Source organism: Mucilaginibacter sp., from assembly GCF_965200995.1.
GTDB lineage: Bacteria > Bacteroidota > Bacteroidia > Sphingobacteriales > Sphingobacteriaceae > Mucilaginibacter.
In genome coordinates this window covers 1378813-1404076 of sequence record NZ_OZ241743.1, presented here as the reverse complement: position 1 = coordinate 1404076, position 25264 = coordinate 1378813, and the positions used below count along the sequence as shown (strand labels likewise).

Sequence of the window (25264 nt, the reverse complement as noted above, 5' to 3'; positions counted from 1 at the left end):
AATGTGGTAAAGATTAGTAATGAAAAATAACATACTCCTGTCCCTGTTTTCCGGTTTGTTGCTGTGGATAGCCTGGCCGCCTACTGCGTTCACGCCGGGGCTGCTGTTTATAGGGCTGGTGCCGATGCTGATCGTGATGGAAAACATCATCAGTTCAAATGGCGTAAAGCGGGGCAAAAAACTGTTCTGGACTACCTTTGCCGGCTTTTTTGTGTGGAACACACTGAGCATCTGGTGGGTGTATAACTCCCTGAAAACTGTTGGGCCGCTGGTAGCTATACCCATTACGCTGGTGCCTTACTCGCTGGGGCCGCTGCTCATGTCTTCCGCCTGCTGGCTGTATTACCGCCTGCGGCTGGTAACTGTACGAAACATCGCACTGGCCGGGCTGGTGTGCTTTTGGATAGGCTACGAGTACCTGCACCAAACCTGGGATTTAAACTTTCCGTGGATGACGTTGGGTAACGGTTTTGCCATTAGCCACCAGTGGGTGCAGTGGTATGAGTATACCGGCGTATACGGCGGTACGCTGTGGATATGGCTCACCAATATTTTTGCGTTCCTGATCTACATCAGCCTCCGCGAAGCGCAGCCCAAAACGTACCGTACCAAAATGGTGGCTGCGTTTGTGATTACGCTGATACTGCCTCTGGGCTTGTCCCTGTACCGCTATTATACCTATGAAGAGTTGCCCGACCCGTCGAATATCGTGGTAGCACAGCCGAACATCGACCCCTATGCCAAATCTTCAACGGTGCCTGCCGGGCAGCAGCTAACCATCCTCACGCACTTGTCTGATTCTTTAGCTCAGCCCAATACCGAGTATTTTATCTGGCCCGAAACCGCAATAGCGGAGAATGTAGATGAAGACAAGTTGCAGGGCAGCGCCTATTATGCACAGATCAAGCAGTTTTTAGGCAAGTACAAAAATGCCAACGTGCTTACCGGTGCAGAAACTTACAAAATATATCCCGACGACCATACACCTACAGCCAGCAAGATGCCGGGCAGCAGCCAATATTATGATGCCTTTAATACAGCGCTGAACATTGAAAACTCGGCCAAAGTACAGGTGTACCATAAATCGAAGCTGGTGCCGGGGGCGGAGATGATTCCCTTCAGCGCGGCCATGTCATTCCTGAAGCCGGCCTTTGAGCATCTGGGCGGGGCAACGGGCAGTTATGGCAGCCAGAAAGAGGCAGGCGTGTTTTATGCGCAAAGCGGCATCGGGGTTGACCCTGTAATTTGCTACGAATCCATCTGGGGCGATTATGTGGCGCAATCGGTACGCAAGGGGGCACAATTTATCGCCATTATCACCAACGATGGCTGGTGGGAAAATACCTCGGGCAAGGACCAGCACCTGGATTATGCCAAGCTGCGGGCCATTGAGAACCGCCGCTGGGTATGCCGCTCGGCCAATACGGGTATCTCGGCATTTATTAACCAGCGCGGCGATGTGGTAAAAAGTACCGGCTGGTGGGTACCAACGGCTATTAAGCAGGACATCAACTTAAATACCGATCTTACCTTTTACTCACGCTTTGGCGATTATTTACCCAAGCTCACCAATGTATTGGGCTTGCTGGCATTAGCCTGGCTGCTGGTAACCGCCTGGAGGCAGCGCCGTGCAGTTGGTTAGTTCTTTAGCTTTTCGTACCGCGAGGCGCAGCCTTCAATGCAAAAGGTGGGATAGGATGGCGACAGGGTAAGCGTACCGGCTTTAAGTTCATATTTATATTCATGGCGATTAGCGCCTGCCTGGGTAATTGCGATGGTAACGCTGTCTTTAAGGCGATACCGGTCAAACCCGGCAAACCCGTCGTTACCGGTTAAGGTACTGTCGGCATTGAACTGTATATAATCGTAATCCTTTTTATCTGCAACTGCTGTCCAGTTGCCCTGAGCGCCGTTACTGGAATAGGTAGCCACCAGTTTCCACTTGCCGGTTAGTACAGCGCTGTTTACATTTTCCTTTTTACAGGCGCCTGCTGCAAGGGCGCAAAAGAATAATAGCAGAAGTTTTGTTCTCATTGAATTATCAGGCTATATCCTTATTACGCAGCTTGTTGGTAGAATGCTACAATATCAGAAACAGAAATTTACGTATCGTTAGTTCAGCTTTCGCCGGGGAGAAACAAAAAGGGTTATGCCCTTCGGCACAACCCTTTTTGTTAAGGTAACCTGCTTTTCCTAAAATATATAATTCGTGCTTAAAAAGCTGGAATCATGGTCGTTCACAATCTCATTGAGCAGTTGCTTGTTGGTATCGGTAAGCTTGGTGGCCACCAGCGAGCGGAGCGAGAAGGAACGCAGGGCATCAGGTACGGATAAGGTACCCTCGGCGCTATCCTTACGGCCGGTGAACGGGAAGTTATCGGGCCCGCGCTGGCACTGGGCGTTAATGTTTACCCGGCTTACGAGGTTCACAAACGGGTCTATCAGTTCGCCAAGCTCTTTGGCATCATTGCTGAAAATGCTCACCTGCATCCCATGCGGCGAGTTGATCTGGTACTCAATCGGCTCCTCAATGGTTTCAAACGGTATCACCGGGATTACCGGGCCAAACTGCTCTTCGAGGTACAGCTTCATGTCCTTATTCACCGGGTACATTACCGCCGGGAATACCATAGAGGCTACCGTTTCGCCGCCATGCGCATTCATGATCTGCGCACCATGCGCAATGGCATCATCAATACATTCCTTCAGATAATCGGGTTTGCCGGGTTCGGCCACCGGGGTTATGTTTACCTTATCCGTCCAGGGCATTCCGGGCTTTAAGGCGCTTACCGCTTCGCTGAGCTGCTTTACAAAGTCATCGGCTACTTCCTTTTGTACAAAGATCACCTTAATGGCGGTACACCGCTGCCCGTTGTAGGATAAAGCGCCTAATATACATTCGTTTACCGCCAGTTTTAAATCAGCGTTTTTGGTAACAATGGCGGCATTCTTAGCATCTAGACTTAACACCGCCCGCAGCCGGTTAATTTTGGGATGGCGCTTCTTTAAATCATTAGCTACCTTACTGGAGCCAATAAAGGCCAGCACGTTGATTTTGCCGGTAGCCATCAGGCCCGGCGTTACATTAGCACCCCGGCCATATATGGTATTGACCACCCCTTTCGGGAAAGCTTCCTGAAAAGCTTTTAGCAACGGGTAATGCAGTAAGGTACCGTGCTTTGGCGGTTTGAATAATACCGTATTGCCCATGATAATGGCCGGTATCAGGGTAGTAAAGGTTTCGTTTAGCGGATAATTGAACGGCCCCATACACAGTACCACGCCCAGCGGCGAGCGGCGTATCTGTGCTACTACGCCTTCTTCCATCTCAAAGCGCGAAGATTCGCGGTCAATTTCCTTTAGCGCATCTATGGTGGCATTAATATATTCTACCGTGCGGTCAAACTCCTTGCCCGAGTCGCTGTAGGATTTGCCGATCTCCCACATGATAAGCTTAACAATCAGGTCGCGCTGCTCGCTCATTTTGTACACAAATTTCTGCATACACTTAATGCGGTTATCCACGCTCATGGTAGGCCATTCGCCCCGGCCATTATTGTAAGCGGCCATAGCAGCATCCAGGGCCTCGTTAGCTTCCTTTTCGGTACCCAGGGGGTAGCTGCCGATCAGCTTGCGCTGCAAACCTTCGGCGGTTGGAATGCAGATGGGTGAGTATACTTCGCTTACCTCGCCGTTCCAGGGCAGCATTTCCCCGCCGCTCAGATACTCGCGCTGGTGTATTTCCTCAATACGGTATTGCGCGGGTATCTGGCTTTCGGGTGTAAATAAGCTGCTTAGCTCTTCTTTAAAGCCCATTATTTATCAGATTAAAAGTTTGGTGTTAAACACTTGCATAGGCAACAGGTATGGCCCGCTTTGGTTTTCAGTGTTTCACATCGGGCTGTGCTCTGGTATCAATTGTTATAATTCCCAGATAATATATTATAATGCAGCTATCTATTATCATTCAGATAGTGATGTAAGTCTTTAAGGATATGATATGCTTATTAAACTTATCTGGCTTATGAAAGTCAGATATATACAGGCATATAAAATATAAACGGTGCTTTGGCATTTGCTTTGTTAGTGGATGCACACATCTATTTCAAAAAACACGATTATGAAAAATCTTAAACTTAAAACTGCGGTTGCAGGCGTAGCTATAGTTTTCTCGGGCATTATAAGCCCTGGCTGTAACTCCTTAACCAAAACACAAAAAGGTGCAGCTATTGGTGCCGGCGGTGGTGGTACCATAGGCGCATTTATTGGCAAGGCTGCCGGTAATACCGCATTGGGCGCTATTATTGGCGGTGCGGTAGGCGGTACCGCCGGTGCATTTATCGGCCGTAAAATGGACCGCCAGGCGGCAGAGATCAAGCAAAGCGTACCCGGCGCAACGGTAGAACGCGAGGGCGAAGGTATATTGGTGAAGTTTGACTCCGGTATTTTATTTGATGTGGATCAAACCGCGCTGAAGCCGGCTGCAAAATCAAACCTGCAGAACCTGGCCAATTCATTGAACAACAATCCGCAAACTACTATACTGATTGTAGGCCATACCGATAACACCGGTACTGCAACGCATAACCAGGATTTATCGGTACGCCGGGCACAGGCGGTTAAAAGCTACTTAACCGGCTATAACGTAAACGGCAGCCGTTTAACCACAGAGGGCAAGGGCTTAACTGAGCCTATTGCCGATAATACCACCGAAACCGGCCGTGCGCAGAACCGCCGTGTAGAGATTGCCATTGTAGCCAACGACCAGTTGAAGAACGAAGCAAGACAAAGCAGCAACTAAGTTAACTGCATTAAATAAAAGGTGAAATGCAAGGGGCGAGAATAAGTGCAGTAAGCGCTTTGTTCTTGCCCTTTTGTTTTAAGAACGCATGAGTTGCAGGGTAGTATCCACTCAGCTTTGGGCGATGCAGTTACTTTAATTGCCTGATTGTGCACATCTTGTAATTCCTTCTTTTATTTGCCGCCAATTCTCATTACGTTTGAATTTTTTTATCAGCGTAGCTTGCGTTAATTTTTACCATCGCCCTCTATGCTACGTGTTGACAGTACCAAGCCCTGCCAGTTAATTTATTCGGTTGCCCGGCACGAGTACCTGTCGTACCTGATTGAACCGCACGTTGTACAGCTCAATCCTAACGGCGAGTTTTCCTTCACCCATCAGCGCCTGTTCTCCAATACGGCCAATGAGTTTAGCAGTTGCCTGGATGATACCGATTTGAAGCTCATTAAAATACTGGAAGATATTGAGCAGGGCAACCTGATTAAGCGCTATCATAAGAAGCCGGTACGGCCCTACGAGTTTTTCAGTAAGATTTTTACCGAACAGCTATACGATACCATCAGGCCGAAGATTGAAAAAAAGCTTTCCGAAGCTTTAGGGCTGATGCGCCACAAGCCGGTATATGTAATGAGCAAGGAAGGCTACCCGGCCGGCAAAGAACTGCACATTGCCGATGAGCCGGCCACCGTGCTGTTCCACTTTAAGCGCAACGAGGAAGAGATCAGGTATTATCCTACCATTAAATATAAGGGCTTAAAAGTAGAGTTTATGTTTAAGGGGGCGGAGGTGATTTGTAACCACCCGGCCTGGCTGATGCTGGATGATACCCTGTATCATTTCGATAAGGAAATGGAGGGTAAAAAGCTGGTGCCTTTTTTAAATAAACGCTTTATTGCCATTCCGCGCAGCGCCGAGCAGTCGTATTTCGAACGCTTTGTGGCCCCGCTGATCGAAAAGCACCACGTACACGCTGAGGGATTTACCATTAATACCGAAAAGCATGAAGCGGTACCCATATTAAAGCCGGTATATAATCCGGGCGGAGCTTCGCAATTGCAACTGTATTTTAAGTATGCTGGTTATGTGTTTCAATCAGATAGCGGCAAACAGATTTCGGTAAAGGTTGAGCAGCAGGGCGACAGTTACATTTTTCATCGCATCAAACGCTCGGTAAGCTGGGAAAAGACCAAGATGCAGCAGTTAGAAGCCCTGGGCCTTACTGCAGATGTGAATCTGTTTGGGTTGCAGGTAAAAGCGCAACCAGAACAGACCGACGCCTCCTACTCGGTGCTGGAATGGCTGAACACCAACCACGATGCGTTGCAGCAGGCCGGCTTTGTGATTGAGCAGCCCGAAGGCACCAAACGCTACCTGTTTGCCAGCGCCCGTATTGATTTGCAGGTAGAAGATAACCACGATTGGTTTGATATTAACGCCTTTGTTTACTTCGGCCCTTACAAAATTCCGTTTCTGGAGTTGCGCAATCATATCCTTAACCATAAAAAGGAGTTTACCCTGCCCTCGGGCGAGATAGCGGTGATACCCGAAGAATGGTTTTCGCAATACGGCAACCTGCTGCATTTTACCGAAGGGCACAACCAGTTAAAGCTGCGCAAGCATCACATCGGGTTATTGAATGATCTGGCCGAGGGCGAACTGGCGCACATCACCATGAGCCGCAAGCTGCAACAACTTAATGATTTTGAAAGCCCGGAAGATGTACCGTCGCCGGAAAATTTTATGGGCAGCCTGCGCCCCTACCAAAAGGCAGGCTACAACTGGTTCCATTTCTTAAAGAACTACCGCTTTGGCGGCTGCCTGGCCGATGATATGGGCCTGGGCAAAACCATACAGACCCTGGCCCTGCTGCAAAAAAACAAGGAGGATGCCGCGGCCATTGGCGGCAAAACTACCTCGCTGCTGATTATGCCCACCTCGCTGATTTATAACTGGCTGAACGAGGGGCATAAGTTTACGCCCGGTTTGCGCATGATGGTGCATACCGGGGCGTTCCGCTATAAATCGGCCGAGGTATTTGGCAATTACGATGTGGTGGTTACCACCTATGGCATCAGCCGCATTGATGTGGAACTGTTTAAAGCCTTCTTTTTTGACTATATTATTCTGGACGAAAGTCAGAACATCAAAAATCCTTCCTCAAAAGCCTACCAGGCCGTTCGGCAGCTTAAAGCCCGGCACAAGCTGATACTGAGCGGTACGCCGGTTGAAAATACGGTGAACGATTTATGGACGCAGATGTCGTTCATCAACCCCGGCCTGCTGGGTAACCAGCAGTTTTTTGTGAATGAGTTTGTAACGCCCATTGAGAAGAAGAAGGACGAAGATAAGGCCCGTAAATTACAGGCGCTGATCAAACCCTTTGTACTGCGCCGCACCAAGGAGCAGGTGGCTACCGAGCTGCCGCCCAAAACCGAGCATCTGTTTTATTGCCAGATGAGCGAGGAGCAGGCGGAGGTATATGAAAAGGTAAAATCAGAGTACCGTAACGAGCTGCTGCAAAGCCTGGAGGACGGCACCTATGCCCAAACCCAGATGCAGGTATTGCAGGGGCTGATTAAGCTGCGCCAGCTGGCCAACCACCCGCGTATGCTGAACGAGGCCTACGAAGGCGATTCGGGCAAGTTTGAGAACGTGATACACACGCTGGACAACGTGCTGGAAGGCGGCCACAAGGTGCTCATCTTTTCGCAGTTTGTAAAGCAGCTCACCATTTACCGGCAGTACTTTGATCAGCATCATATAGCTTATACCTACCTGGACGGCAGTACCCAGAACCGGGGTGAGGTGGTACAGCGTTTTCAGCAGGATAAAAAGATACAGGTGTTCCTGATTTCCATAAAAGCCGGCGGCGTGGGCCTCAACCTCACCGAGGCCGATTATGTATTCATCTTAGACCCCTGGTGGAACCCCGCCGTAGAGCAGCAGGCCATTGACCGTACGCACCGCATCGGGCAAACTAAAAATGTGTTCATCTATAAATTTATCACCAAGGATACGGTGGAAGAAAAGATCCTCACCCTGCAGCAGCGCAAACTGAGCGTAGCCCGTGCGCTGATTACCACGGAAGACAGCTTTATCAAATCATTAACCGCCGAGGATATTAAGGAGATTCTGGGGTAAGAGGTGCTGGCGTAGAAACCCCTCCCTGCCTTCCGGGGGAGGGATAAAACAGAAGACTTCATTAACATCAATCCTTCAATCCTTCTCCAATCTGTCATTCACTCATTCTATCACTCACTCACTCCTCCACTCATTGGCTAAACAAAACCCCTACCTTTGCAGCTATGAATATCTTAGACCCCGCCCTGCAAGATTACTTAGACCGGCACTGCGATGCCGAACCTGCAGCCCTGCAAAAGATCAACCGCGACACCCACGTGCAGGTGTTGCAGCCGCACATGCTGTCGGGCCATTACCAGGGGCGGGTATTAAGTATGCTGAGCAAGCTGGTACGGCCGGAGCGCATTTTAGAGGTAGGCGCCTTTACCGGATATGCAGCCATTTGCTTGGCCGAAGGGCTGGCGGAGGGTGGTACTATTGATACCATAGAGGTAAACCCGGAACTGGAAAACCGCCTGCGCAGTAACTTTGAAATAGCCGGTATTACCAGCCAGGTAAGGCTGCATATAGGCGATGCTGCAAAAAAAATAGTTGCGTTTAACGATAATTATTTCGATCTTGCATTTATTGACGCTGATAAAAAAAGTAATTTAGCTTACTATCAGGCAGTTATACAAAAAACGAAACCAGGTGGTTTAGTAATAATTGATAATGTCTTGTGGAAGGGAAAGGTATACGGGGAGGAAAATGACACCCAGACCGAAACTTTCAGAAAACTAAATATCCAGATAACTGTTGACCCACGGGTAGAAAAGATAATTCTGCCTGTTCGGGATGGCCTTCTGGTTATCAGAAAACTATAAATTATGAAGAAAATCTTACTGATTGCAGTTCTTTTTTTAAGTTCTTTTGCCGCTTCGGCTCAAAGCTCCTCACAATCGTACATTCAGAAGTTCAAAGATAATGCCATTCGCATTATGCACGAGAGCGGTGTGCCCGCCAGCATCATTTTAGCCATTGCCATGCACGAATCAGCTAACGGAAACAGCTCCGTAGCCCGAAATCTGAACAATCATTTCGGCATGAAGGGCCGCAGCATGGTTTCTGCCGGACACAAAAAAATACACTCCTCCTATAAACAGTACGATTCGGCTACCGACTCCTTTCAGGATTTTGCCCGTATCATGACGGAGCGCCGGCAGTTCAGCCACCTGGCCGAAAAGCTGACGCACTATGATTATAAAAACTGGGTGCATGGCATACAGCGCAGCGGCTACGCCAGCAGCCACCTGTGGGGCAACCAGGTGTTAGGGCTGATCCATAAATATCAGCTCAATGCCTATGATGAGCGGCCCGACTCTGCCAGCCTGGATAATAACCGCCGGTAGTTGCACATAAGCCCTTTATCAATTAGCTGTAATACCGGCTGCCCGGTATGGCCGGTGCTTTTGTACGGAGTTGATGCAATGGGTTATTGTTGCCAGCTGCATACTTTTCTGCACTCTTCAGCAGTTTATTAAGTTTGAACACAGATAACCCTGCTGTAATTTAAACGGTATGAACCAGCGTATTGTACACTGCCTGCTTATTGTTGTACTGCTTTGCAGTGCCTGCGCTGCCAAAAGAAAAGCTGTTATTGGCAGCAATAGTAATCCCGGCATCAGCAGCCGCGAGGCGCACAACAACAATGAGCAGCTGGAACGCGAGCGCAATGCGGCCATTCAAAACTTTGTGCCGTATACGGCCGCTGCCTACATACAGCGCTTTAAGGCCATTGCCGTGCAGGAGATGAACTTGTACGGCATCCCGGCAAGCATCACGCTGGCGCAGGGTATGTTTGAGTCGGGCTTTGGCAATGGCAGCCTGGCTAAGGTGGCTAATAACCACTTTGGCATTAAGTGCACCAGCGACTGGCAGGGCCGCAGTTATTACAAGAACGATGACCGGGAGAACGACTGTTTCCGGGTGTATGATAACCCGGAGGACTCCTTTCGTGATCATTCTAACTTTTTAAAGCGCAAGCGGTATGCGGCCCTGTTCGAGCTGGATAAGAATGATTATGAGAGCTGGGCCTACGGCCTCAAGGCAGCCGGCTATGCCACCAATCCCAAATACCCCGAGCTGCTGATCAGCACTATTCAGAAATATCACCTCGAACAATACGACCGCCCCGAGGGCGAGGTACAGAAGATTAAGCGCGAAGACCGCGTGCTTACCGAAATTAACAGCACTATTAATAAACCTGCGCAAGACACATTGAGCAAAAGCACGCCCGACCAAAGGCTGTACGCCGTGCGCCAGGGCGATACACTATATTCCATCTCGCGGCGTTTTGGTATCACTGTTGATGAGTTGAAAACATTAAACCACCTCATTGCGGATACCGTTAAGATAGGGCAACTGCTCACGGTAGTGAAATAAGGTGTTAAATAGTGTTAAACAGCCTGAGTAAGCCCGGCTACAGTGCTAATTTTGCATATAAATGAAATATCTGCTGTTCTTGTGTTTGGCCTTCCTCACCCTTCCCGCTTTCTGCCAGGAAAAGCCGGTATCGGGGGTGGTGGCAGATAAAACCACGCAGGAGCGCATTGCCAAAGTAAACGTGCGTAATACCCGCAGCGGCAAATCAGCCTATAATAACCTGAAGGCCGAGTTCAGCATTAACGCCCGCCCCGGCGATGTGCTGATTTTCAGCCGGCAGGGTTATTTTCCGGATACCGTTAAAATTACCGGTACTGGCGATATTGCCGTATACCTGAAACCCACCGCCATTATGCTGAAGGAGGTAAAGGTGCGCGATTCGCTGCTGAGCCCCATGCGCCGCCTGGCAATGGCCAAAGCCGAAAACAGCAAGGCTTATGGCTCGCTGGCCTACCGGGATATACTGAGTGTTAGCCCTATAGGCGCAGGCATCAGTATTGATGCCATCTGGAACATGCTTAGCCGCAGCGGCCGCAACGCCGCCCGCCTGCGCGAAGTGATACAGCAGGATTATGACCAGGATGTAATTGATTACCGCTTTAACAAAGCATTTGTAACCAGCGTTACCGGGTTACAGGAACCAGACTTAACCAAATTTATGCAGCGCTACCGGCCCAGCTATTATACGGTAAGCACGGCATCTGATTATGATTTTATTGCCTACATTAAAGGCAACTTAAAGCGATACCAGCGCAACCCGAACCGGATGTACCTGCAGCCGCTTATACCCGTAACTGCCGCCGCCAAATGAAATACCCGGTACTGGTGTGGCCTTTTTTAAAGGTAAGCGGCATGGCGCTGTACCCGTTCATTGTAGTGCAGCAGGCGGATATGAAGCAGGATGCCGTAATTATCCGGCACGAAACCATCCACATTAAGCAGGCACAGGAAATGCTGGTACTGCCCTTCTATCTGCTTTACCTGCTTAATTATCTGTTTAACCTGCTTATTTATCGTAACCACAACCGGGCTTATCTGAACATTATATTTGAGCGCGAGGCATACCGGTATGAGGGTGATGCCGGTTACCTGGCCCGCCGGCCGTTTTGGGGCTGGCTCTTTTCACATTAAAATTTCAAAAACAGCCCGTTTTGCTTTTCTTTGCAGTTACGTATGGTTAAAGCCGCATTATGGAGTTGTTTACTTTTTTGCCTTACCGTGTTTACCGTGCAGGCGCAGCAAACCGACAGCCTGCAGCGCATCCTTAACCAGCGGCGTACCGATAGTATACGCCGGGCTGATAGCGTAAAGATAGACACCAATATGCTTAACAGTTACCGCATAGCGCCACGTGCCAACTCCTTACCATTGCACCGGCGCCCGCTGCAAATTGTGCCCGAAAATATACCGGTTACCCTGTTGGATTATAAGGTAAGCTACTGGCGTAAATATGCTGTAATCGGTTTCAACTTCAATCAATCTGTATTTAGTGATAACTGGAGCGGCGGCGGCGTAAACGCGCTGGCCATAGGCGGCAATGTGGATTACCGGGTAGAGTATAACAAGGCCCCGTTAAATTATGCCTCGGAGCTGATTTTGCAGTACGGCCAGTCCAGAAATGCCGGGCAGGAACTGCGCAAAACCACCGACCGTATTTTTTGGGATAACAAGGTAGCTACCCAGCTTTCCAAAAGCTGGTTCTTCTTCGGGTCGCTCAACTTCCAGTCGCAGTTTGCCAGGGGGTATCAGTATTTTGATACCGGTAGCGGAGAAGCCCAGCCGCCGGTGCTGGTTTCGCGCTTTATGTCGCCGGGTTACATTACCGAATCCATTGGTTTTGAGTACAAGCCCACTAAATACTTTGATTTGCGCCTGGGTACAGGTACGGCCCGCCAAACCTTTGTGTTGGATACCACCATTTACCATAACCTACCCGGCAATTACGGCGTAGAGCCGGGGCACACGTTTAAAAACGAGCTGGCCTTTCAGGTAGTGGCCTTGTTTGATAAGGATATTGCTACCAACCTGCACTTAAATACCCGTTACCAGTTGTTTATTCCCTATGGGCGCTCGCTGGAAAACATCGACCACCGGCTGGATCTTACCCTGGCCGCCAAAGTAAACCGCTTTGTGCAGGTAACCATTACCGGTACCGGCATTTATGATAAGGATACTTCCGGCAAGCTGCAGGGCAATGAGAACCTGAATTTCGGGGTGCTGTACAAGTTCCCTTAATGGTATAGGGTTAATCATGCTTTGGTGTTATAAACAAAGGTGTTGGGAAAACAAAATTACAGTCATGCTGAACTTATGTTTCAGCATATCACAGGATAGGGTACCGCCTTGCATGAAACGGGCTTTACCTTTAAGCTGGCTCTGCAACCGCCATGCTCATAAGAAATTCAAAGGGAATCAAGGTTGCAGTGGGCAGACAAAATCCCTATAGTGGGTTTGTTATAACGTGATGGAAGCGTTAAAACATTTGTAGTACCCGACACTGATGCTCTTACATTGCATACTATCGTATATAGCAATGTTCATCAGAATGCTACATTGATAACTACCATAGTTATAACGGACTTGGTGAACTATATAATCATGTAACCGTAAACTATACTGTTGGCGATTACAAAACCAAAGGTGAATTCCATACGAATAACAAAGATTTATAGAGTTGGCTCAAAAGAGATATTTATTTATGGTATCTACCATAATGTAAGTACTAAGTACCTGCAAAGGTATTGCAGTAAATACTCCTATCGCTGCAATACAAGGAAAGTATAAAAACCTATGCGTTTTGAAACTGCTATTGAGTTAATAAGTCGTAGAAGGCTACATTATATTGATTTAACTGCTAAAGTGGCATAAATAAGCAGATGGGTCATAACTAAAAGATATACTGAGGTATGCTAATAATGGCTTCATCTTTCCAAAGATGAAGCCATTATCAATAATATTAATAAAGGAGCATGTACGGTATATACATGCTTTCTATGGTGCTATTATTAATAAATTTGTTATAGCTTTTTAAAACACATTATGGCAACATTATCAATTCGTGCTCTTCAAGAGCATAAGAAGTATGTTAAGCCAAAGAAAACTAATTTAGGTGCTTCATACTCCGCACTTAAAAAAGCACAAATGGCAGAATTGAAACAAGGACTTACAGAAGCGATTTTGATAAGCAGGGGAGAAATGAAAGGTACCCCATTATCAGAATTATGGGATGAATAAAGTAACTGCCAGCGACAATTTTAAGCGAAAAGCTAAACCCCTTGCAAAAAAATATAGTACTTTAAGAGAAAGTATAGATTCACTTGGTGAGAAACTCATAAAAAACCCCTATTTGGGAGAATCATATGGTTCTGGGATCTACAAAATACGGCTTGCTGATGAAAGCAAGGGTACAGGGAAGAGAAGTGGCTTTCGTATAATGTATTATTTAGTTATCGAAGGGAACGACGATACAGAAATTGTATTAATGACTATATTTAGCAAAGGTGATTTAGATACAGTAACTAAAAAAGATGCTGTTGAGTTAAAAAAAGAAATTCTAAAAACATTATAATGTCCGGAAATAATTCAAAACATAGTAAGCAATGTGCTGAAAAGTACGAGCCAAAGTTAGCCGCAACGGCACCTTTGAGCAGGCTATAAGCGTTCCATTCAAGAATGCGGACAGCGCGAGAAGGCCAAAGAAGTTAAGGCGAAAAAGAACTAACAGGCATTGCCGCAAACAGGAAAGCCAGTCGTGAAAAAGACTGGCTTTTTTAATAATTAAAATTTCAGTTAGCCCCAACTCGTATATAGTTACCTGAATTTTTAAAGGGCTAAATATCATATCCAGTTCGCCTCTGTAATCAGGCGTCTACCGCAGCTAAGAACTGGTGGATGCGGGCAATGGTTTCCTCCTTGCCCAGCAGCGCAGCAATATCATACACATGCGGCCCGAACTTGCCGCCTACCAGCATTACGCGGAAAGGCAGCATTACATCACCGGGCTTAAAGCCTTTCTCGGTCATCAGGGTTTTAAAGGCATCCTCTAAGGCCTGGGGGGGCCACTGGTCGAGGCCGGCATATTGCTCAACAATAAGTTTAAAAAATTCGGTTTTGGCCGCTGTCCACTTCGGTTTTACGGCATTCAGATCGTATTCGGCCGGGCGCTCAAAAAAGAAGGAAGCCTGGGGCCAAAAATCATTGATAAACACCAGGCGTTCCTGTACCAGCGGCAATACCTGCCTTACGTAATCTTCTTTAAACTCAATATCCTTTTCATCCAGCAGGGCTTCTACTTCGGGCAGCAGCTTTTCTACCGGCAAACGCTTCAGCCACTCGGCGTTGAACCACTTGGCCTTTTCAAAATCAAACTTCGCCCCGGCCTTGCTCACCCGGTCGATGGAAAATTTAGCTATCAATTCATCCAGTGTAAATAGCTCCTGGTCGGTACCATCGTTCCAGCCCAGCATGGCCAGCAGGTTTATAAAAGCCCCGGGTAAAAAGCCCAGTTCGCGGAAGCCCGGCGTTAGCTCCCTCGTTTGCGGGTCGAACCAGTTCATGGCATACACCGGGAAACCCAGGCGGGATCCGTCGCGCTTGCTCAGCTTACCATGCCCGTCGGGCTTTAAAATCAGGGGTAGGTGGGCCCACTGCGGCATCTGCGCCTTCCAGCCCAAATATTCCCACAACAGCAAATGCACCGGCGCCGAAGGCAGCCATTCCTCCCCGCGAAAGGCGTGCGAAATCTGCATCAGGTAATCATCCACCACTACGGCCAGGTGGTAGGTGGGCATGCCATCGGCCTTCAGCAGTACTTTATCATCCACCAGGTTAGTATCAAAGCTTACCTCGCCGCGTATCATATCGGTAAAGCCAATGGTTTCATCCACCGGCATCTTAATGCGGATCACATGCGGCGTGCCGGCATCCAGCAGCCGGTTCAACTCAGCTTCGCTCAGGGTAAGCGAATTGCGTAGGGTATACCGCTGGCTGTGCCCGTACTGAAAGTTGGGCTCGTCCTTACGCTTCTGCTCCAGTTCGGCCGGTGTATCAAAGGCATAGTAGGCATTGCCCTGCGCTACTAATTTCTCGGCATACTCGCGGTACAGGCTTTTGCGCTCGCTCTGGCGGTAAGGCGCAAAGGGGCCGCCTGCCAAAGGGCTTTCGTCGGGCAGCAGGCCGCACCATTGCAGGCATTCAAGTATATAGTCTTCGGCGCCGTCTACATAGCGGTTCTGGTCGGTATCCTCAATACGCAGTACAAATTTGCCGTTGTGGTGGCGGGCAAATAAATAGTTAAACAGTACCGTGCGTACGCCGCCCAAATGTAACCCGCCGGTGGGGCTGGGGGCAAACCTTACTCTTACCGTATTTTCTGGCATCATGCCGCCAAAGATAAGGCCTGCCGCCGCCTCCTGCAAAAAACGGTCGATTTATTGCCGTTTTTGGCATTTTATCGACTTTTATGAATGTTAATGCGCTTCTTTTACACATAGAAAACTACTTACCGGCACTGCTGTTAACTAACACAGCGCAATAGATTTTTTACGGCATCGTATACTATCCCACGCCAAATTGCGTAATTTGAAAGGCTTATGAATCCGTATCAACAAAACAAACGCTGGAAATATATACTGCTGGCCTTTGCCCTTATTATTGCCAGCGGCTCACTGCTGTATACCAAATATCTGGTTAAGAACATTGCCCGCTCCGAGCGTACCCGCGCCCAAGTATGGGCCCTGACAATGAAGCAGTTACTATCCTCAGATGATAACGATTACCTGAATTTCGCCTTCGCCGTGCGCGATAGCTTGACCGTTCCGGCCATCATTACCGATGACAAGGGCGACATCATCAACGCCCGCGAACTGGATTCGACCAAAACCTTTATCAAGCTCACCAACGAGGTGCTGGAGCCGGGGCAAAAAGCTAAAGTATATGATCCTGAGTACTTTAAGTCGGAGCTGGAGATGATGAAATCGCAGCATGAGCCCATACGTATTAAAACCGGTTATGGCTTTGGTAAGGGGTACTGGCTGGTATATTATAAAGATTCGCTGCTGTTAACCCAGTTACGGGTATTTCCTTATATACAGCTTACGGTTATTGCCATTTTCCTGCTGGCCGCCTACACAGCCTTTAGCTCGTCGCGCAAATCAGAACAGAACCAGGTTTGGGTGGGGCTGGCCAAAGAAACGGCCCACCAGTTAGGCACGCCAATATCTTCGCTGATGGCCTGGATTGAGCTGATTAAGGATAAGTTTAACGCCGAGCAGGACCCGCTGATGCTGGAGATGGAAAATGATGTAAAGCGGCTGGAAATTGTGGCCGACCGTTTTTCGAAAATTGGCTCCAAGCCAGTATTGGAGCAGCATTCGGTATATGCTGTAGTAGAGGACTTTATAAATTATTTTAAAGTACGGGTAAGCAATAAAATCAACTTTGAGCTTCACGGCAACCAGCAATTGCAGGCCGGCATCAATATACCGCTGTTTGACTGGGTGATTGAAAACCTGCTGAAAAACGCCGTAAACGCCATTGAAGGTACAGGAAATATCAGCGTGAATATAGGTGCCAGTAAAACTAAAAAACTGATCTATATTGACGTAACCGATACTGGTAAAGGCATTCCCCGCTCAAAATTTGATACCGTGTTCAGGCCGGGTTACACTACCCGCAAGCGGGGCTGGGGGTTGGGCCTGTCGCTTACCAAGCGCATGGTGGAAAATTACCATAACGGGCAGATCTTTGTAAAGGATTCTGAGTTAGGAAAAGGCACCACCTTCCGTATTGTGTTAAACGTTTTAGGAAGGGCACCCAAAACCAGGTTACTGCAAAAAGCGGCTTTAAGCAATGCTTAGCCGCTTTTTGTAAGCAATTTTTATATGTCCCACCTAAAGCGGTGCCACCTTTCTGCATTAGCAGGAGTTATCTTTATCACTAAGGAAAATTCAGAATCTACAGGCTCATTGTTATAGCGGCTGGGTAACCATACAATTTTAAATTGTCCGTTGTTCAAAGTTAAGTTAGAAGATTCCATTTTTCCATTAGATGACGGGTAAAATGCTGTATATGATGCTTTCCCTTCCTTATTTATATGTGCGGTAACAGTAACATCCATATCATCATGTACATTGTCATAAAGTAAATAAATTTTACTGCTTATTAAGGATTTTAGTTCATCCATTGAGCACAGTGGAATAGGAATACTTGCTCCCTTAGCAATGGATGTGTCATTACTTAAAACCTTGACACTGATATCTTTAAAGCTGTCATTATTAATGTAGGTTACTTTTTTCTGACTATAATTATAGCGCAAAGCCGGCTCATACTTTGAGTTAAAGAAAGTCCAGGTACCTATAGGAGTATCATCTTTATAATAACCGTTCATCCATAGTCCTTTGTTCTCCCTATTGTTTACTACATAAGTGCCATTTTTGGTTTTTCCATTATCGCTTACTTCATATACGAGTTGCGATCCGTCACCAAGGTTTATTTTTTTGCTTTTGTTTGTCTGCGCTTTTACAGTTGACGCTATTGTAGCAGTTAGAAATATCAAAGCTGCTAAGGTTATTTTTTTCATAATAGGGCGTTTTATTACATCAAATATAACAAAGGTTAAATTAAAAATTATAAATAATTATATTACGCCTAGTATAGCTAATTATGTTTACTTCTATAAATTAATAATTGCGAGGCAGGTCAATTTATATGGTAGAATTTGCTAATTTTAAAAGCAGTTAATGAGTCCTAAAGAAATGCTGTATAGCCTCGCCTGTCATTGCTTTCTGCCTTTGTAAAGTATATTTTTTCTCTCAGCTAATAAGAAACCAACAATTCCAAGTCGCCAAATGTAGTAATGATTTAAATATGTAAGCTCGTTATCCTATCGATATGTTGAGAATACAGTATGATCAATCAGGTAATATAAAAAATAAATACAAGCCTGCATCTGATAGCAGTAAGCATAATTTAAGCGTTTTGGCCAGTAATGGTATGGATCCATCGCCCTGTTCAATTATGAGCATATTTTAGCGGTTGAACAGATAACTTAGCTTAGATATAATAGCAATAGTTGAAGCTAATATTAATATATTAATCATTCTTATTCCCGATTCTTACAGAATTGTAGGTTTTAATGTAATGTATTACCAAATTAATTTAAAATACACTACCATGATACATGCATTAGTTAAGATGACTTACTTTAAAAGCAGGGTACAGGCAATTTACATTTTTATTTATAACAAGATAACAGCCCTACTGTACCGATTGCATATTTTTGCTGTACTGATATAATATAGTTAAAAGACGTATCATTCTTTAAAATTCAGTACAATAATTTAATGAAACTGATTATACACGGCGGCTTCTTCAGTGAGTCGAATACCAACCACGAGGTAAAGGTAGCCAAGCAGCAGGCGCTGAAAGCTATTGTTGAAACCGGGTATGCTTATCTGCAGCACCATACAGCGGCCGAAACGGTGGTATACACTATAAGTTTGCTGGAAGACAGCGACTTATTTAATGCCGGTACCGGCTCGCAGATACAAAGCGATGGGCGCATACGCCTGAGCGCCGCCCTGATGGATGGCCGTACCCAGCGATTTTCGGGCATAATTAATACGGAAGACATCAAAAACCCGATACAGGTGGCCGAAAAGCTGATGCTTTATGATGACCGGGTGTTGAGCGGTGAGGGCGCTTTAGCTTTTGCCCGCGATAACGGCTTTAATTATTACAACCCCGAAACACCGCAGCGCCGGCAGGAGTATGAAAAAAAACTAAATGATTCGGTAAGATTAGGTACGGTAGGTTGTGTGGCGCTGGATGCGGCGGGTAATATAGCAGCCGGAACTTCAACCGGAGGTAAAGGCTTCGAAATACCGGGCAGGGTAAGCGATTCGGCCACCGTAGCCGGAAATTATGCTAACGCCCATGCCGGCATCTCTTGTACAGGGGTGGGCGAAGACATTGTAAGCGGTGCTGTTGCCGCTAAAATTGCGGTACGGGTAACCGATGGTATGGCATTGGCACAGGCGGTAGACAAGACCTTAGCCGAATTAAAACCTTATAATGGCTTTGCAGGGGTGGTCGCCCTTTCGGCTTCAGGGGAAGTATATCATGCTGATACGCATCCCTATATGGTTTGGGCAAGCCATGAAGAACAGGTAAGTTTTTTTGAATAATATGACAATTGGTCTATTGCTAATTTCATCAAAGCGTGAGTATATTTACGTACTAATTAATTTATTTAATTAAACCCTGCGTAACTTATTAATGAAGCATCTATTCCTGTTGTTATTGACTGCCTGTTTAAGCTTTTCAGCTTCGGCGCAATGGTCTATTTTTGGTAAACGCCAGCGTATGCCCGATTTAATTCCGGCTAAGTGCATCGCCTTTAAAATGCCTAAAAGCAAAATCATTCGTCCTAAATTGTACATTACCTCTGTTGGGCGCAGTGATTATAATTTAGAACTGCTGCAAGCCCAGGTAACCAAAGTAGCACAGCATCACATGCGTTTCCGCATGTATGATATTGCCAGCTATGATTTTAACGATTTGGCCCAGTTGTACATTCAGCAAAACCGGTTATCAGAAGCCAAATGGTTTTTTTTGCAGAGCAACAATATTTCGCGTACCCAAAACAACAATAAGCTGACTATTGCCAACCTGATCCAGTTGGCCTATATTAAATCAGCCATTGGTGATTTTGTGCTTGCACAACAGGATTTGCTGGAAGCCCGCGATATTGCCAGCAATAAAGGCTACCTGAACGATTTGCTGGAGGTAGAAAAAAGCCTGAACGCTATTCAGCATAACCGTTTTGTATCAGTACGTACAGATTTGCGATATGATGACGCCCTGCAAACTACAGCGATGGTGAATTGATAGTTACTAAAATATTATAAAACAGCAAAGGCCGGTAATACTATCGGCCTTTGCTGTTTTATAGCTGCATCATACTAAGAAACGAACAATTGCCTCTTTTTAAAACCCTAAATTTAAGTATAGTGATATTTTTTAGGCCTTATCCTTACCAGTAAGTATAGTTTTAAAAAAATATTCGCAGGTGCGTTTTAAAACCTTAACATTGTAAAATTTTTAGGCATCACTAAAAATTGAAGCAAGGCAGCTGGTTTATACCATATTAAATAAGCAGCTAAGCCTTTAACCATAGTATGAAGCAAAATGTAAAAATACCCAACTCATGTTTAACCGGCATGAACGTAATTTTACCAGCTTTTTCCTTTTCGCCCCGCCGGGCACACCCCTGCTGCGCTTACAATCACTCATCTCATAAACTACCTTTTTTATGGCCAGATTAAACCTCCTGGAAGAAACCCGGTATGAAAAGCTGCCGGTTAGTGTTTACCCCAACCAGCACGAAGCCTCGCTGCAGGTAGCCCGCCGCATTGCCGGCCTCATTAGTTCACGTCAAAGTCAGGGAAAAAAAACAGTGCTGGGTTTAGCCACCGGTGTTACCCCTGTTGGCGTATATAAAGAGTTAGTGCGCCTGCACCGCGAAGAAGGGCTGAGCTTTAAGGACGTAATCACCTTCAACCTGGATGAGTACTATCCTATGCAGCCTACCGCCGCACAAAGCTATGTTACGTTTATGAATGAGAACCTGTTTAATCATATTGATATAGACAGGGGGAATATTCATATTCCAGACGGTACATTGCCGATAGATGATATTGCCGGCTTCTGCCTGCGCTATGAGCAGCAGATTGAGGAATTGGGCGGTTTAGATCTGCAGATTTTAGGCATCGGCCGTACCGGCCACATCGGTTTCAATGAGCCGGGCTCTGCTCCTAATTCGGGTACCCGTTTGGTAACTTTAGACGACCTGACCCGCAGTGATGCCGCCCGTGATTTTGGCGGCAAGCAAAATGTACCTACCAAGGCCATTACTATGGGTATCGGTACCATCTTTAAGGCCCGCGAAATTATACTGATGGCCTGGAGCGCTAAAAAAGCACCTATCATAAAGTCGGCGGTAGAGGGCGAAATTTCGGGCGATGTACCGGCCACTTACCTGCAGCTGAATGAGCATGTGGAATTTGTGCTGGATGCCGCCGCCGCCTCTGATCTTACCCGTTTTGATACGCCCTGGCTGGTAAAGGATTGTGTATGGGAAAATACCTTGAAAAAGAAAGCCGTACTATGGCTGGCCTTTACTGTAAAAAAACCTATCCTGAAACTTACCGAGGATGATTATAACACCCATGGCATGGCGCAGCTGGCCACTGAGCAGGGGCCGGTGTATAACATCAACATTGATATTTTTAACCAGATACAGCATACCATTACCGGCTGGCCGGGCGGTAAGCCCAATGCCGATGACTCGCAGCGGCCAGAGCGGGCCAACCCCGCTAAGAAACGCGCTATCGTTTTCTCTCCGCATCCTGACGATGATGTGATCTCGATGGGCGGTACCTTTATCCGCTTGGTAGACCAGGGGCACGAGGTGCATGTGGCCTACCAAACCTCGGGCAACACCGCCGTTTGGGATGATGATGTACTGCGCTTCGTGGAGTTCAGTATTGATTTTGACCGGAGCCTGGGTAAAGATGTAAGCGAATTACAGCAGGTGTACGAGAACATGCGCAGCTTTATGGTGCGAAAGAAGCCCAACGAAATAGATACCCAGGAAATACGCAATGTAAAAGGGTTCATCCGTAAAACGGAAGCGATTGCCGGGGCACGTTTTGCCGGTTTACCGGACGAGAATATTCACTTTATGGCTCTGCCGTTTTACGAAACCGGCAAGACCCAAAAGAATTCGGTAAGCGATGCCGATGTGGAACTTACCATGCAGCTGCTGCAAAAAGTAAAGCCGCAGCAGGTATTTGCCGCAGGCGATTTTGCAGATCCGCACGGAACGCATATTGTATGCTTCAATATTATTTTAGCAGCCCTCAATCGCCTTAAGGAAACTGAAGCTTGGGTAAAGGATTGCTGGCTGTGGCTGTATCGCGGTGCATGGCATGAGTTCGAGCCGTATGAAATTGAAATGGCGGTACCGCTCTCGCCGCAGGAAGTACTGCGTAAGCGTAATGCCATATTCAAGCACCAGTCGCAAAAAGACAGGCCGGTATTTCCGGGTGAGGATGCACGCGAATTTTGGGTACGTGCCGAAGACCGCAACCGGCAGACCGCTAAATGCTATGACCAGTTGGGCCTGGCCGAGTATGCGGCTATGGAAGCCTTTGTAAGGTACCATTTTTAATGCCTTGCTGCCCTTTGGCAATACTGTAAGTTTTGCACACACCACCATGCCGAATATAGTATGGTGGTGTTTTGCTGATATAGCGCAGGAGTACCTGTAAATTAGCGCACCGGGCTTATCTTTGTATATGCTTTCTGCTGCTCCTTTACGTAAAATCATTCATATCGATATGGATGCCTTCTATGCTTCGGTAGAGCAGCGCGACTACCCCGAATATCGCGGTAAGCCGCTGGTGGTAGGTGGTTTGCCCGAAGGGCGGGGCGGCGTGGTCGCTACGGCCAGCTACGAGGCCAGAAAATTCGGTATCCGCTCGGCCATGTCGTCAAAAAAAGCATTGCAGCTATGCCCACATGCTTTGTTTGTAAGGCCGCGCTTTGCAGTGTACAAGGAGGTGTCCAGGCACATCCGCGAGATATTTTCCCGCTATACTGACCTGATTGAGCCGCTCTCGCTGGATGAGGCTTATCTGGATGTTACTGAAGATAAATTAGGCATCGGCTCGGCCATTGAAGTGGCCCGGCAAATCAAGCAGGCTATTTTCGATGAATTACAACTCACGGCTTCGGCCGGTGTATCTGTAAATAAGTTTATCGCCAAAATTGCTTCGGATATCAATAAGCCCAACGGATTGAAATTTATTGGTCCGTCTTCCATCGAAAAGTTTATGGAGCAGCTGCCGGTAGAGAAATTTTTTGGCGTAGGTAAAGTTACCGCCACAAAAATGAAAGGTATGGGCCTGCATACCGGTGCCGACCTGAAACAGCTTTCCGAACAGCAACTCATACACCACTTTGGCAAGGCAGGCCGCTTTTACTACCACATTGTACGTGGTATGGATAACCGCGAGGTGCAGCCCCATCGCGAAACTAAATCAATGGGCGCTGAAGATACCTTCCCGTACGACTTGACCACGCTGGAGGAAATGAACACCGAACTGGAAAAGATTGCCGTGCTGGTAGCTGAACGCTTAAAGCGTTACAATTTACAGGGACGAACCTTAACATTAAAGGTAAAATACAGCAATTTTAAACAGATTACCCGCAGCCAGTCGGTTACTAACCCCATAAGTAAAATGCCGGACATTGAGGCGATGGCTAAACAGTTGATGGCTGCTGTACATAACGAGGAGGATAAAGTGCGGTTGTTAGGTATCACCTTATCTAACTTTAACGAGCCGGTAATTAAGGTACGAGGCGAAGCCGAATGGCAGTTAAGGCTGTTTGATTGAATCTGCCATACGTGCAAATACACACCGTAATAATTTAGCGGAAACATTTAACCCTACTGGCTCTTATTGTAACAGTATCTTTTTCCCTACTTAATGCAGCCTAATCAGATTATTACCATCATTATTGTTCTTACTGCGGTGTTTGCCTACCTCAATCATCGCTTTATTAAATGGCCGCCTACTATTGGTATTATGGTTATTTCCCTGCTGTGCTCTTTGCTGCTGGTGATTGCAGGCCTATCTTATCCTCAAATTTCTCAAAAAGCAGTCCGGCTGGTAGCTTCTATAGATTTTCAGCAATTGCTGATGGATTTTATGTTAAGCTTTTTACTGTTTGCCGGCTCTATTCATATCAATGCAAGGCAGTTAAAAAAAGAACGTCTGCCGGTAATTGTACTGGCCACCATAAGTACACTGGTTTCTACGTTTATAATTGGTGGTATTGCCTGGTATGTATTTGCCTGGTTTGGCTTTTCAGTACCCTTTATTTACTGCCTGTTATTCGGAGCGCTTATTTCGCCTACAGATCCGGTAGCAATACTGGGAATATTGAAAGATGCAAAAATCCCTGCCAGCCTCGAACTCAAAATATCCGGCGAGTCATTATTCAATGATGGCGTGGCTGTGGTGATTTTTACCACTGTCTTAGAAATTATTCATTCCGGGGCAGGCCAGATAACTCCTTTAAGTATAGGGCTGCTCTTTATGCAGGAGGCGTTGGGCGGCGTATTGTTCGGGGTAGTATTGGGCTACATAGGTTACCAGGCGCTGCGTTCTATTGATGATTACAAAATTGAAGTGCTGATTACGCTGGCCATAGTAATGGGGGGCTATTACCTGGCTGGTTTGCTGCATGTATCAGGCCCGCTGGCTATGGTGGTAGCAGGCATAATTACCGGTAATAAAGTGAAGGATGAGGTAATGTCAGACCTGAGCCGTGATTATCTGGACAAGTTTTGGGAGTTGATTGATGAAATATTTAATGCTGTTCTGTTTTTACTTATGGGGCTGGAAATGCTGGTTATTAAAATTAACCCCACCATATTGTTCATTGGCTGCATCTGCATCATTGTGGTACTGGCGGCCCGCTGGATTTCAGTGCTGTTACCAGTGCTGTTATTGAAACGCTGGGTGAACTTTGAAAAAAATGTGACTGCGATATTAACCTGGGGCGGTTTAAGAGGAGGCATATCTGTTGCCCTGGCGCTATCATTAACCCCTGCCATGCACCGCGACGAATTTGTGCCGATAACTTACATCATCGTTGTATTTTCAATTTTAGTGCAAGGGCTTACTATTGGAAAAGTAACGCAAAAACTTATTTCAACATAAGTTTATAAAACAGCAATTAAATTTAATAGCATATAGGAATAAAGCTAACTTTGGGTATATTTATGAACAGTATACAAACACCAGTTGTTCATTGCGAGGAACGGGCACCACCCCGTAGCTATGCCTGTTCGACCTGCTAACAACGGGATTGCTTCGTCATTCCTCCTCG

The 25264-nt window shown here is 46.7% G+C and carries 21 protein-coding genes; 17 read left to right on the top strand and 4 right to left on the bottom strand.

Annotation, left to right across the window (positions count from 1 at the left end):
* Nucleotides 1–19 precede the first annotated feature (19 nt).
* The gene (gene lnt / locus ACY652_RS06655) at nt 20–1642 is read left to right on the top strand and encodes an apolipoprotein N-acyltransferase (RefSeq protein ID WP_462267256.1); all 1623 of its coding nucleotides are present in this window, start codon (nt 20–22) and stop codon (nt 1640–1642) included.
* Here the strand turns inward: lnt and ACY652_RS06650 are convergent.
* The gene (locus ACY652_RS06650) at nt 1639–2034 is read right to left on the bottom strand and encodes a lipocalin family protein (RefSeq protein WP_462267255.1); all 396 of its coding nucleotides are present in this window, start codon (nt 2032–2034) and stop codon (nt 1639–1641) included. The two genes, lnt and ACY652_RS06650, sit on opposite strands and share 4 nt — an antisense overlap.
* Before the next feature lie 159 nt (nt 2035–2193).
* Complete coding sequence (locus ACY652_RS06645; RefSeq protein WP_462267254.1) at nt 2194–3816, bottom strand: NADP-dependent glyceraldehyde-3-phosphate dehydrogenase; 1623 nt, start codon at nt 3814–3816, stop codon at nt 2194–2196.
* Between the two features lie 304 nt (nt 3817–4120).
* On the opposite strand from ACY652_RS06645, the gene ACY652_RS06640 reads away from it, so the two are divergent.
* From ACY652_RS06640 to ACY652_RS06595, 10 genes are all read left to right on the top strand, one after another.
* Nucleotides 4121–4801, top strand: coding sequence for an OmpA family protein (locus ACY652_RS06640; protein WP_462267253.1), 681 nt, complete (start codon nt 4121–4123; stop codon nt 4799–4801).
* Between the two features lie 249 nt (nt 4802–5050).
* Nucleotides 5051–7942, top strand: coding sequence for a DEAD/DEAH box helicase (locus ACY652_RS06635; protein ID WP_462267252.1), 2892 nt, complete (start codon nt 5051–5053; stop codon nt 7940–7942).
* A 164-nt stretch (nt 7943–8106) separates the two neighbouring features.
* A complete protein-coding gene (locus ACY652_RS06630; RefSeq protein WP_462267251.1) occupies nt 8107–8745 on the top strand; it encodes an O-methyltransferase in 639 nt (212 codons plus the stop codon).
* Between the two features lie 3 nt (nt 8746–8748).
* The gene (locus ACY652_RS06625) at nt 8749–9270 is read left to right on the top strand and encodes a glucosaminidase domain-containing protein (RefSeq protein WP_462267250.1); all 522 of its coding nucleotides are present in this window, start codon (nt 8749–8751) and stop codon (nt 9268–9270) included.
* Between the two features lie 169 nt (nt 9271–9439).
* On the top strand, nt 9440–10303 hold the full coding sequence (locus ACY652_RS06620) for a glucosaminidase domain-containing protein (protein ID WP_462267249.1): 864 nt from the start codon (nt 9440–9442) through the stop codon (nt 10301–10303).
* A gap of 61 nt (nt 10304–10364) precedes the next feature.
* Complete coding sequence (locus ACY652_RS06615; protein ID WP_462267248.1) at nt 10365–11114, top strand: peptidase associated/transthyretin-like domain-containing protein; 750 nt, start codon at nt 10365–10367, stop codon at nt 11112–11114.
* The gene (locus ACY652_RS06610) at nt 11111–11434 is read left to right on the top strand and encodes a hypothetical protein (RefSeq protein ID WP_462267247.1); all 324 of its coding nucleotides are present in this window, start codon (nt 11111–11113) and stop codon (nt 11432–11434) included. Before ACY652_RS06615 ends, ACY652_RS06610 begins: the two co-directional genes overlap by 4 nt.
* Before the next feature lie 42 nt (nt 11435–11476).
* Nucleotides 11477–12538 carry a DUF3078 domain-containing protein gene (locus tag ACY652_RS06605; RefSeq protein ID WP_462267246.1) on the top strand — a complete coding sequence of 354 codons (1062 nt, stop codon included), beginning with the start codon at nt 11477–11479 and terminating at the stop codon, nt 12536–12538.
* Nucleotides 12539–13342: 804 nt separating this feature from the next.
* Nucleotides 13343–13537 carry a hypothetical protein gene (locus tag ACY652_RS06600; RefSeq protein WP_462267245.1) on the top strand — a complete coding sequence of 65 codons (195 nt, stop codon included), beginning with the start codon at nt 13343–13345 and terminating at the stop codon, nt 13535–13537.
* Nucleotides 13530–13871, top strand: a complete 342-nt coding sequence (locus ACY652_RS06595) for an addiction module toxin RelE (protein ID WP_462267244.1) — start codon at nt 13530–13532, stop codon at nt 13869–13871. Before ACY652_RS06600 ends, ACY652_RS06595 begins: the two co-directional genes overlap by 8 nt.
* Before the next feature lie 292 nt (nt 13872–14163).
* Here the strand turns inward: ACY652_RS06595 and gltX are convergent, their stop codons facing one another.
* The gene (gltX, locus tag ACY652_RS06590; RefSeq protein WP_462267243.1) at nt 14164–15684 is read right to left on the bottom strand and encodes a glutamate--tRNA ligase; all 1521 of its coding nucleotides are present in this window, start codon (nt 15682–15684) and stop codon (nt 14164–14166) included.
* Nucleotides 15685–15894: 210 nt separating this feature from the next.
* Here gltX and ACY652_RS06585 point away from each other — a divergent pair, with 210 nt between their 5' ends.
* Nucleotides 15895–17160: a sensor histidine kinase gene (locus ACY652_RS06585; protein ID WP_462267242.1), complete on the top strand. Its 1266-nt coding sequence runs from the start codon at nt 15895–15897 to the stop codon at nt 17158–17160.
* Between the two features lie 20 nt (nt 17161–17180).
* Here the strand turns inward: ACY652_RS06585 and ACY652_RS06580 are convergent, their stop codons facing one another.
* Entirely contained in the window at nt 17181–17882 is a 702-nt protein-coding gene (locus ACY652_RS06580; protein ID WP_462267241.1) for a hypothetical protein, read from the bottom strand.
* Between the two features lie 763 nt (nt 17883–18645).
* Between ACY652_RS06580 and ACY652_RS06575 the strand changes: the two genes are divergently transcribed.
* From ACY652_RS06575 to ACY652_RS06555, 5 genes are all read left to right on the top strand, one after another.
* Nucleotides 18646–19488, top strand: coding sequence for an isoaspartyl peptidase/L-asparaginase (locus ACY652_RS06575; protein WP_462267240.1), 843 nt, complete (start codon nt 18646–18648; stop codon nt 19486–19488).
* A 91-nt stretch (nt 19489–19579) separates the two neighbouring features.
* Nucleotides 19580–20191, top strand: coding sequence for a hypothetical protein (locus ACY652_RS06570; RefSeq protein WP_462267239.1), 612 nt, complete (start codon nt 19580–19582; stop codon nt 20189–20191).
* Between the two features lie 424 nt (nt 20192–20615).
* Complete coding sequence (gene nagB / locus ACY652_RS06565) at nt 20616–22535, top strand: glucosamine-6-phosphate deaminase (RefSeq protein WP_462267238.1); 1920 nt, start codon at nt 20616–20618, stop codon at nt 22533–22535.
* A 127-nt stretch (nt 22536–22662) separates the two neighbouring features.
* Complete coding sequence (dinB, locus tag ACY652_RS06560) at nt 22663–23763, top strand: DNA polymerase IV (RefSeq protein WP_462267237.1); 1101 nt, start codon at nt 22663–22665, stop codon at nt 23761–23763.
* Between the two features lie 93 nt (nt 23764–23856).
* Nucleotides 23857–25095: a cation:proton antiporter gene (locus tag ACY652_RS06555; RefSeq protein ID WP_462267236.1), complete on the top strand. Its 1239-nt coding sequence runs from the start codon at nt 23857–23859 to the stop codon at nt 25093–25095.
* Nucleotides 25096–25264 lie beyond the last annotated feature (169 nt).

What these genes read in the sequence shown, in the direction of transcription:
- lnt (WP_462267256.1), top strand. Translation starts at nt 20, where the DNA reads ATGAAAAATAACATACTCCTGTCCCTGTTTTCCGGTTTGTTGCTGTGG.
- nagB (WP_462267238.1), top strand. Translation starts at nt 20,616, where the DNA reads ATGGCCAGATTAAACCTCCTGGAAGAAACCCGGTATGAAAAGCTGCCG.
- ACY652_RS06585 (WP_462267242.1), top strand. Translation starts at nt 15,895, where the DNA reads ATGAATCCGTATCAACAAAACAAACGCTGGAAATATATACTGCTGGCC.
- ACY652_RS06570 (WP_462267239.1), top strand. Translation starts at nt 19,580, where the DNA reads ATGAAGCATCTATTCCTGTTGTTATTGACTGCCTGTTTAAGCTTTTCA.
- ACY652_RS06615 (WP_462267248.1), top strand. Translation starts at nt 10,365, where the DNA reads ATGAAATATCTGCTGTTCTTGTGTTTGGCCTTCCTCACCCTTCCCGCT.
- ACY652_RS06635 (WP_462267252.1), top strand. Translation starts at nt 5,051, where the DNA reads ATGCTACGTGTTGACAGTACCAAGCCCTGCCAGTTAATTTATTCGGTT.
- ACY652_RS06640 (WP_462267253.1), top strand. Translation starts at nt 4,121, where the DNA reads ATGAAAAATCTTAAACTTAAAACTGCGGTTGCAGGCGTAGCTATAGTT.
- gltX (WP_462267243.1), bottom strand. Translation starts at nt 15,684, where the DNA reads ATGATGCCAGAAAATACGGTAAGAGTAAGGTTTGCCCCCAGCCCCACC.
- ACY652_RS06610 (WP_462267247.1), top strand. Translation starts at nt 11,111, where the DNA reads ATGAAATACCCGGTACTGGTGTGGCCTTTTTTAAAGGTAAGCGGCATG.
- ACY652_RS06575 (WP_462267240.1), top strand. Translation starts at nt 18,646, where the DNA reads ATGAAACTGATTATACACGGCGGCTTCTTCAGTGAGTCGAATACCAAC.
- ACY652_RS06605 (WP_462267246.1), top strand. Translation starts at nt 11,477, where the DNA reads ATGGTTAAAGCCGCATTATGGAGTTGTTTACTTTTTTGCCTTACCGTG.
- ACY652_RS06625 (WP_462267250.1), top strand. Translation starts at nt 8,749, where the DNA reads ATGAAGAAAATCTTACTGATTGCAGTTCTTTTTTTAAGTTCTTTTGCC.
- dinB (WP_462267237.1), top strand. Translation starts at nt 22,663, where the DNA reads ATGCTTTCTGCTGCTCCTTTACGTAAAATCATTCATATCGATATGGAT.
- ACY652_RS06580 (WP_462267241.1), bottom strand. Translation starts at nt 17,882, where the DNA reads ATGAAAAAAATAACCTTAGCAGCTTTGATATTTCTAACTGCTACAATA.
- ACY652_RS06645 (WP_462267254.1), bottom strand. Translation starts at nt 3,816, where the DNA reads ATGGGCTTTAAAGAAGAGCTAAGCAGCTTATTTACACCCGAAAGCCAG.
- ACY652_RS06555 (WP_462267236.1), top strand. Translation starts at nt 23,857, where the DNA reads ATGCAGCCTAATCAGATTATTACCATCATTATTGTTCTTACTGCGGTG.
- ACY652_RS06650 (WP_462267255.1), bottom strand. Translation starts at nt 2,034, where the DNA reads ATGAGAACAAAACTTCTGCTATTATTCTTTTGCGCCCTTGCAGCAGGC.
- ACY652_RS06620 (WP_462267249.1), top strand. Translation starts at nt 9,440, where the DNA reads ATGAACCAGCGTATTGTACACTGCCTGCTTATTGTTGTACTGCTTTGC.
- ACY652_RS06600 (WP_462267245.1), top strand. Translation starts at nt 13,343, where the DNA reads ATGGCAACATTATCAATTCGTGCTCTTCAAGAGCATAAGAAGTATGTT.
- ACY652_RS06630 (WP_462267251.1), top strand. Translation starts at nt 8,107, where the DNA reads ATGAATATCTTAGACCCCGCCCTGCAAGATTACTTAGACCGGCACTGC.
- ACY652_RS06595 (WP_462267244.1), top strand. Translation starts at nt 13,530, where the DNA reads ATGAATAAAGTAACTGCCAGCGACAATTTTAAGCGAAAAGCTAAACCC.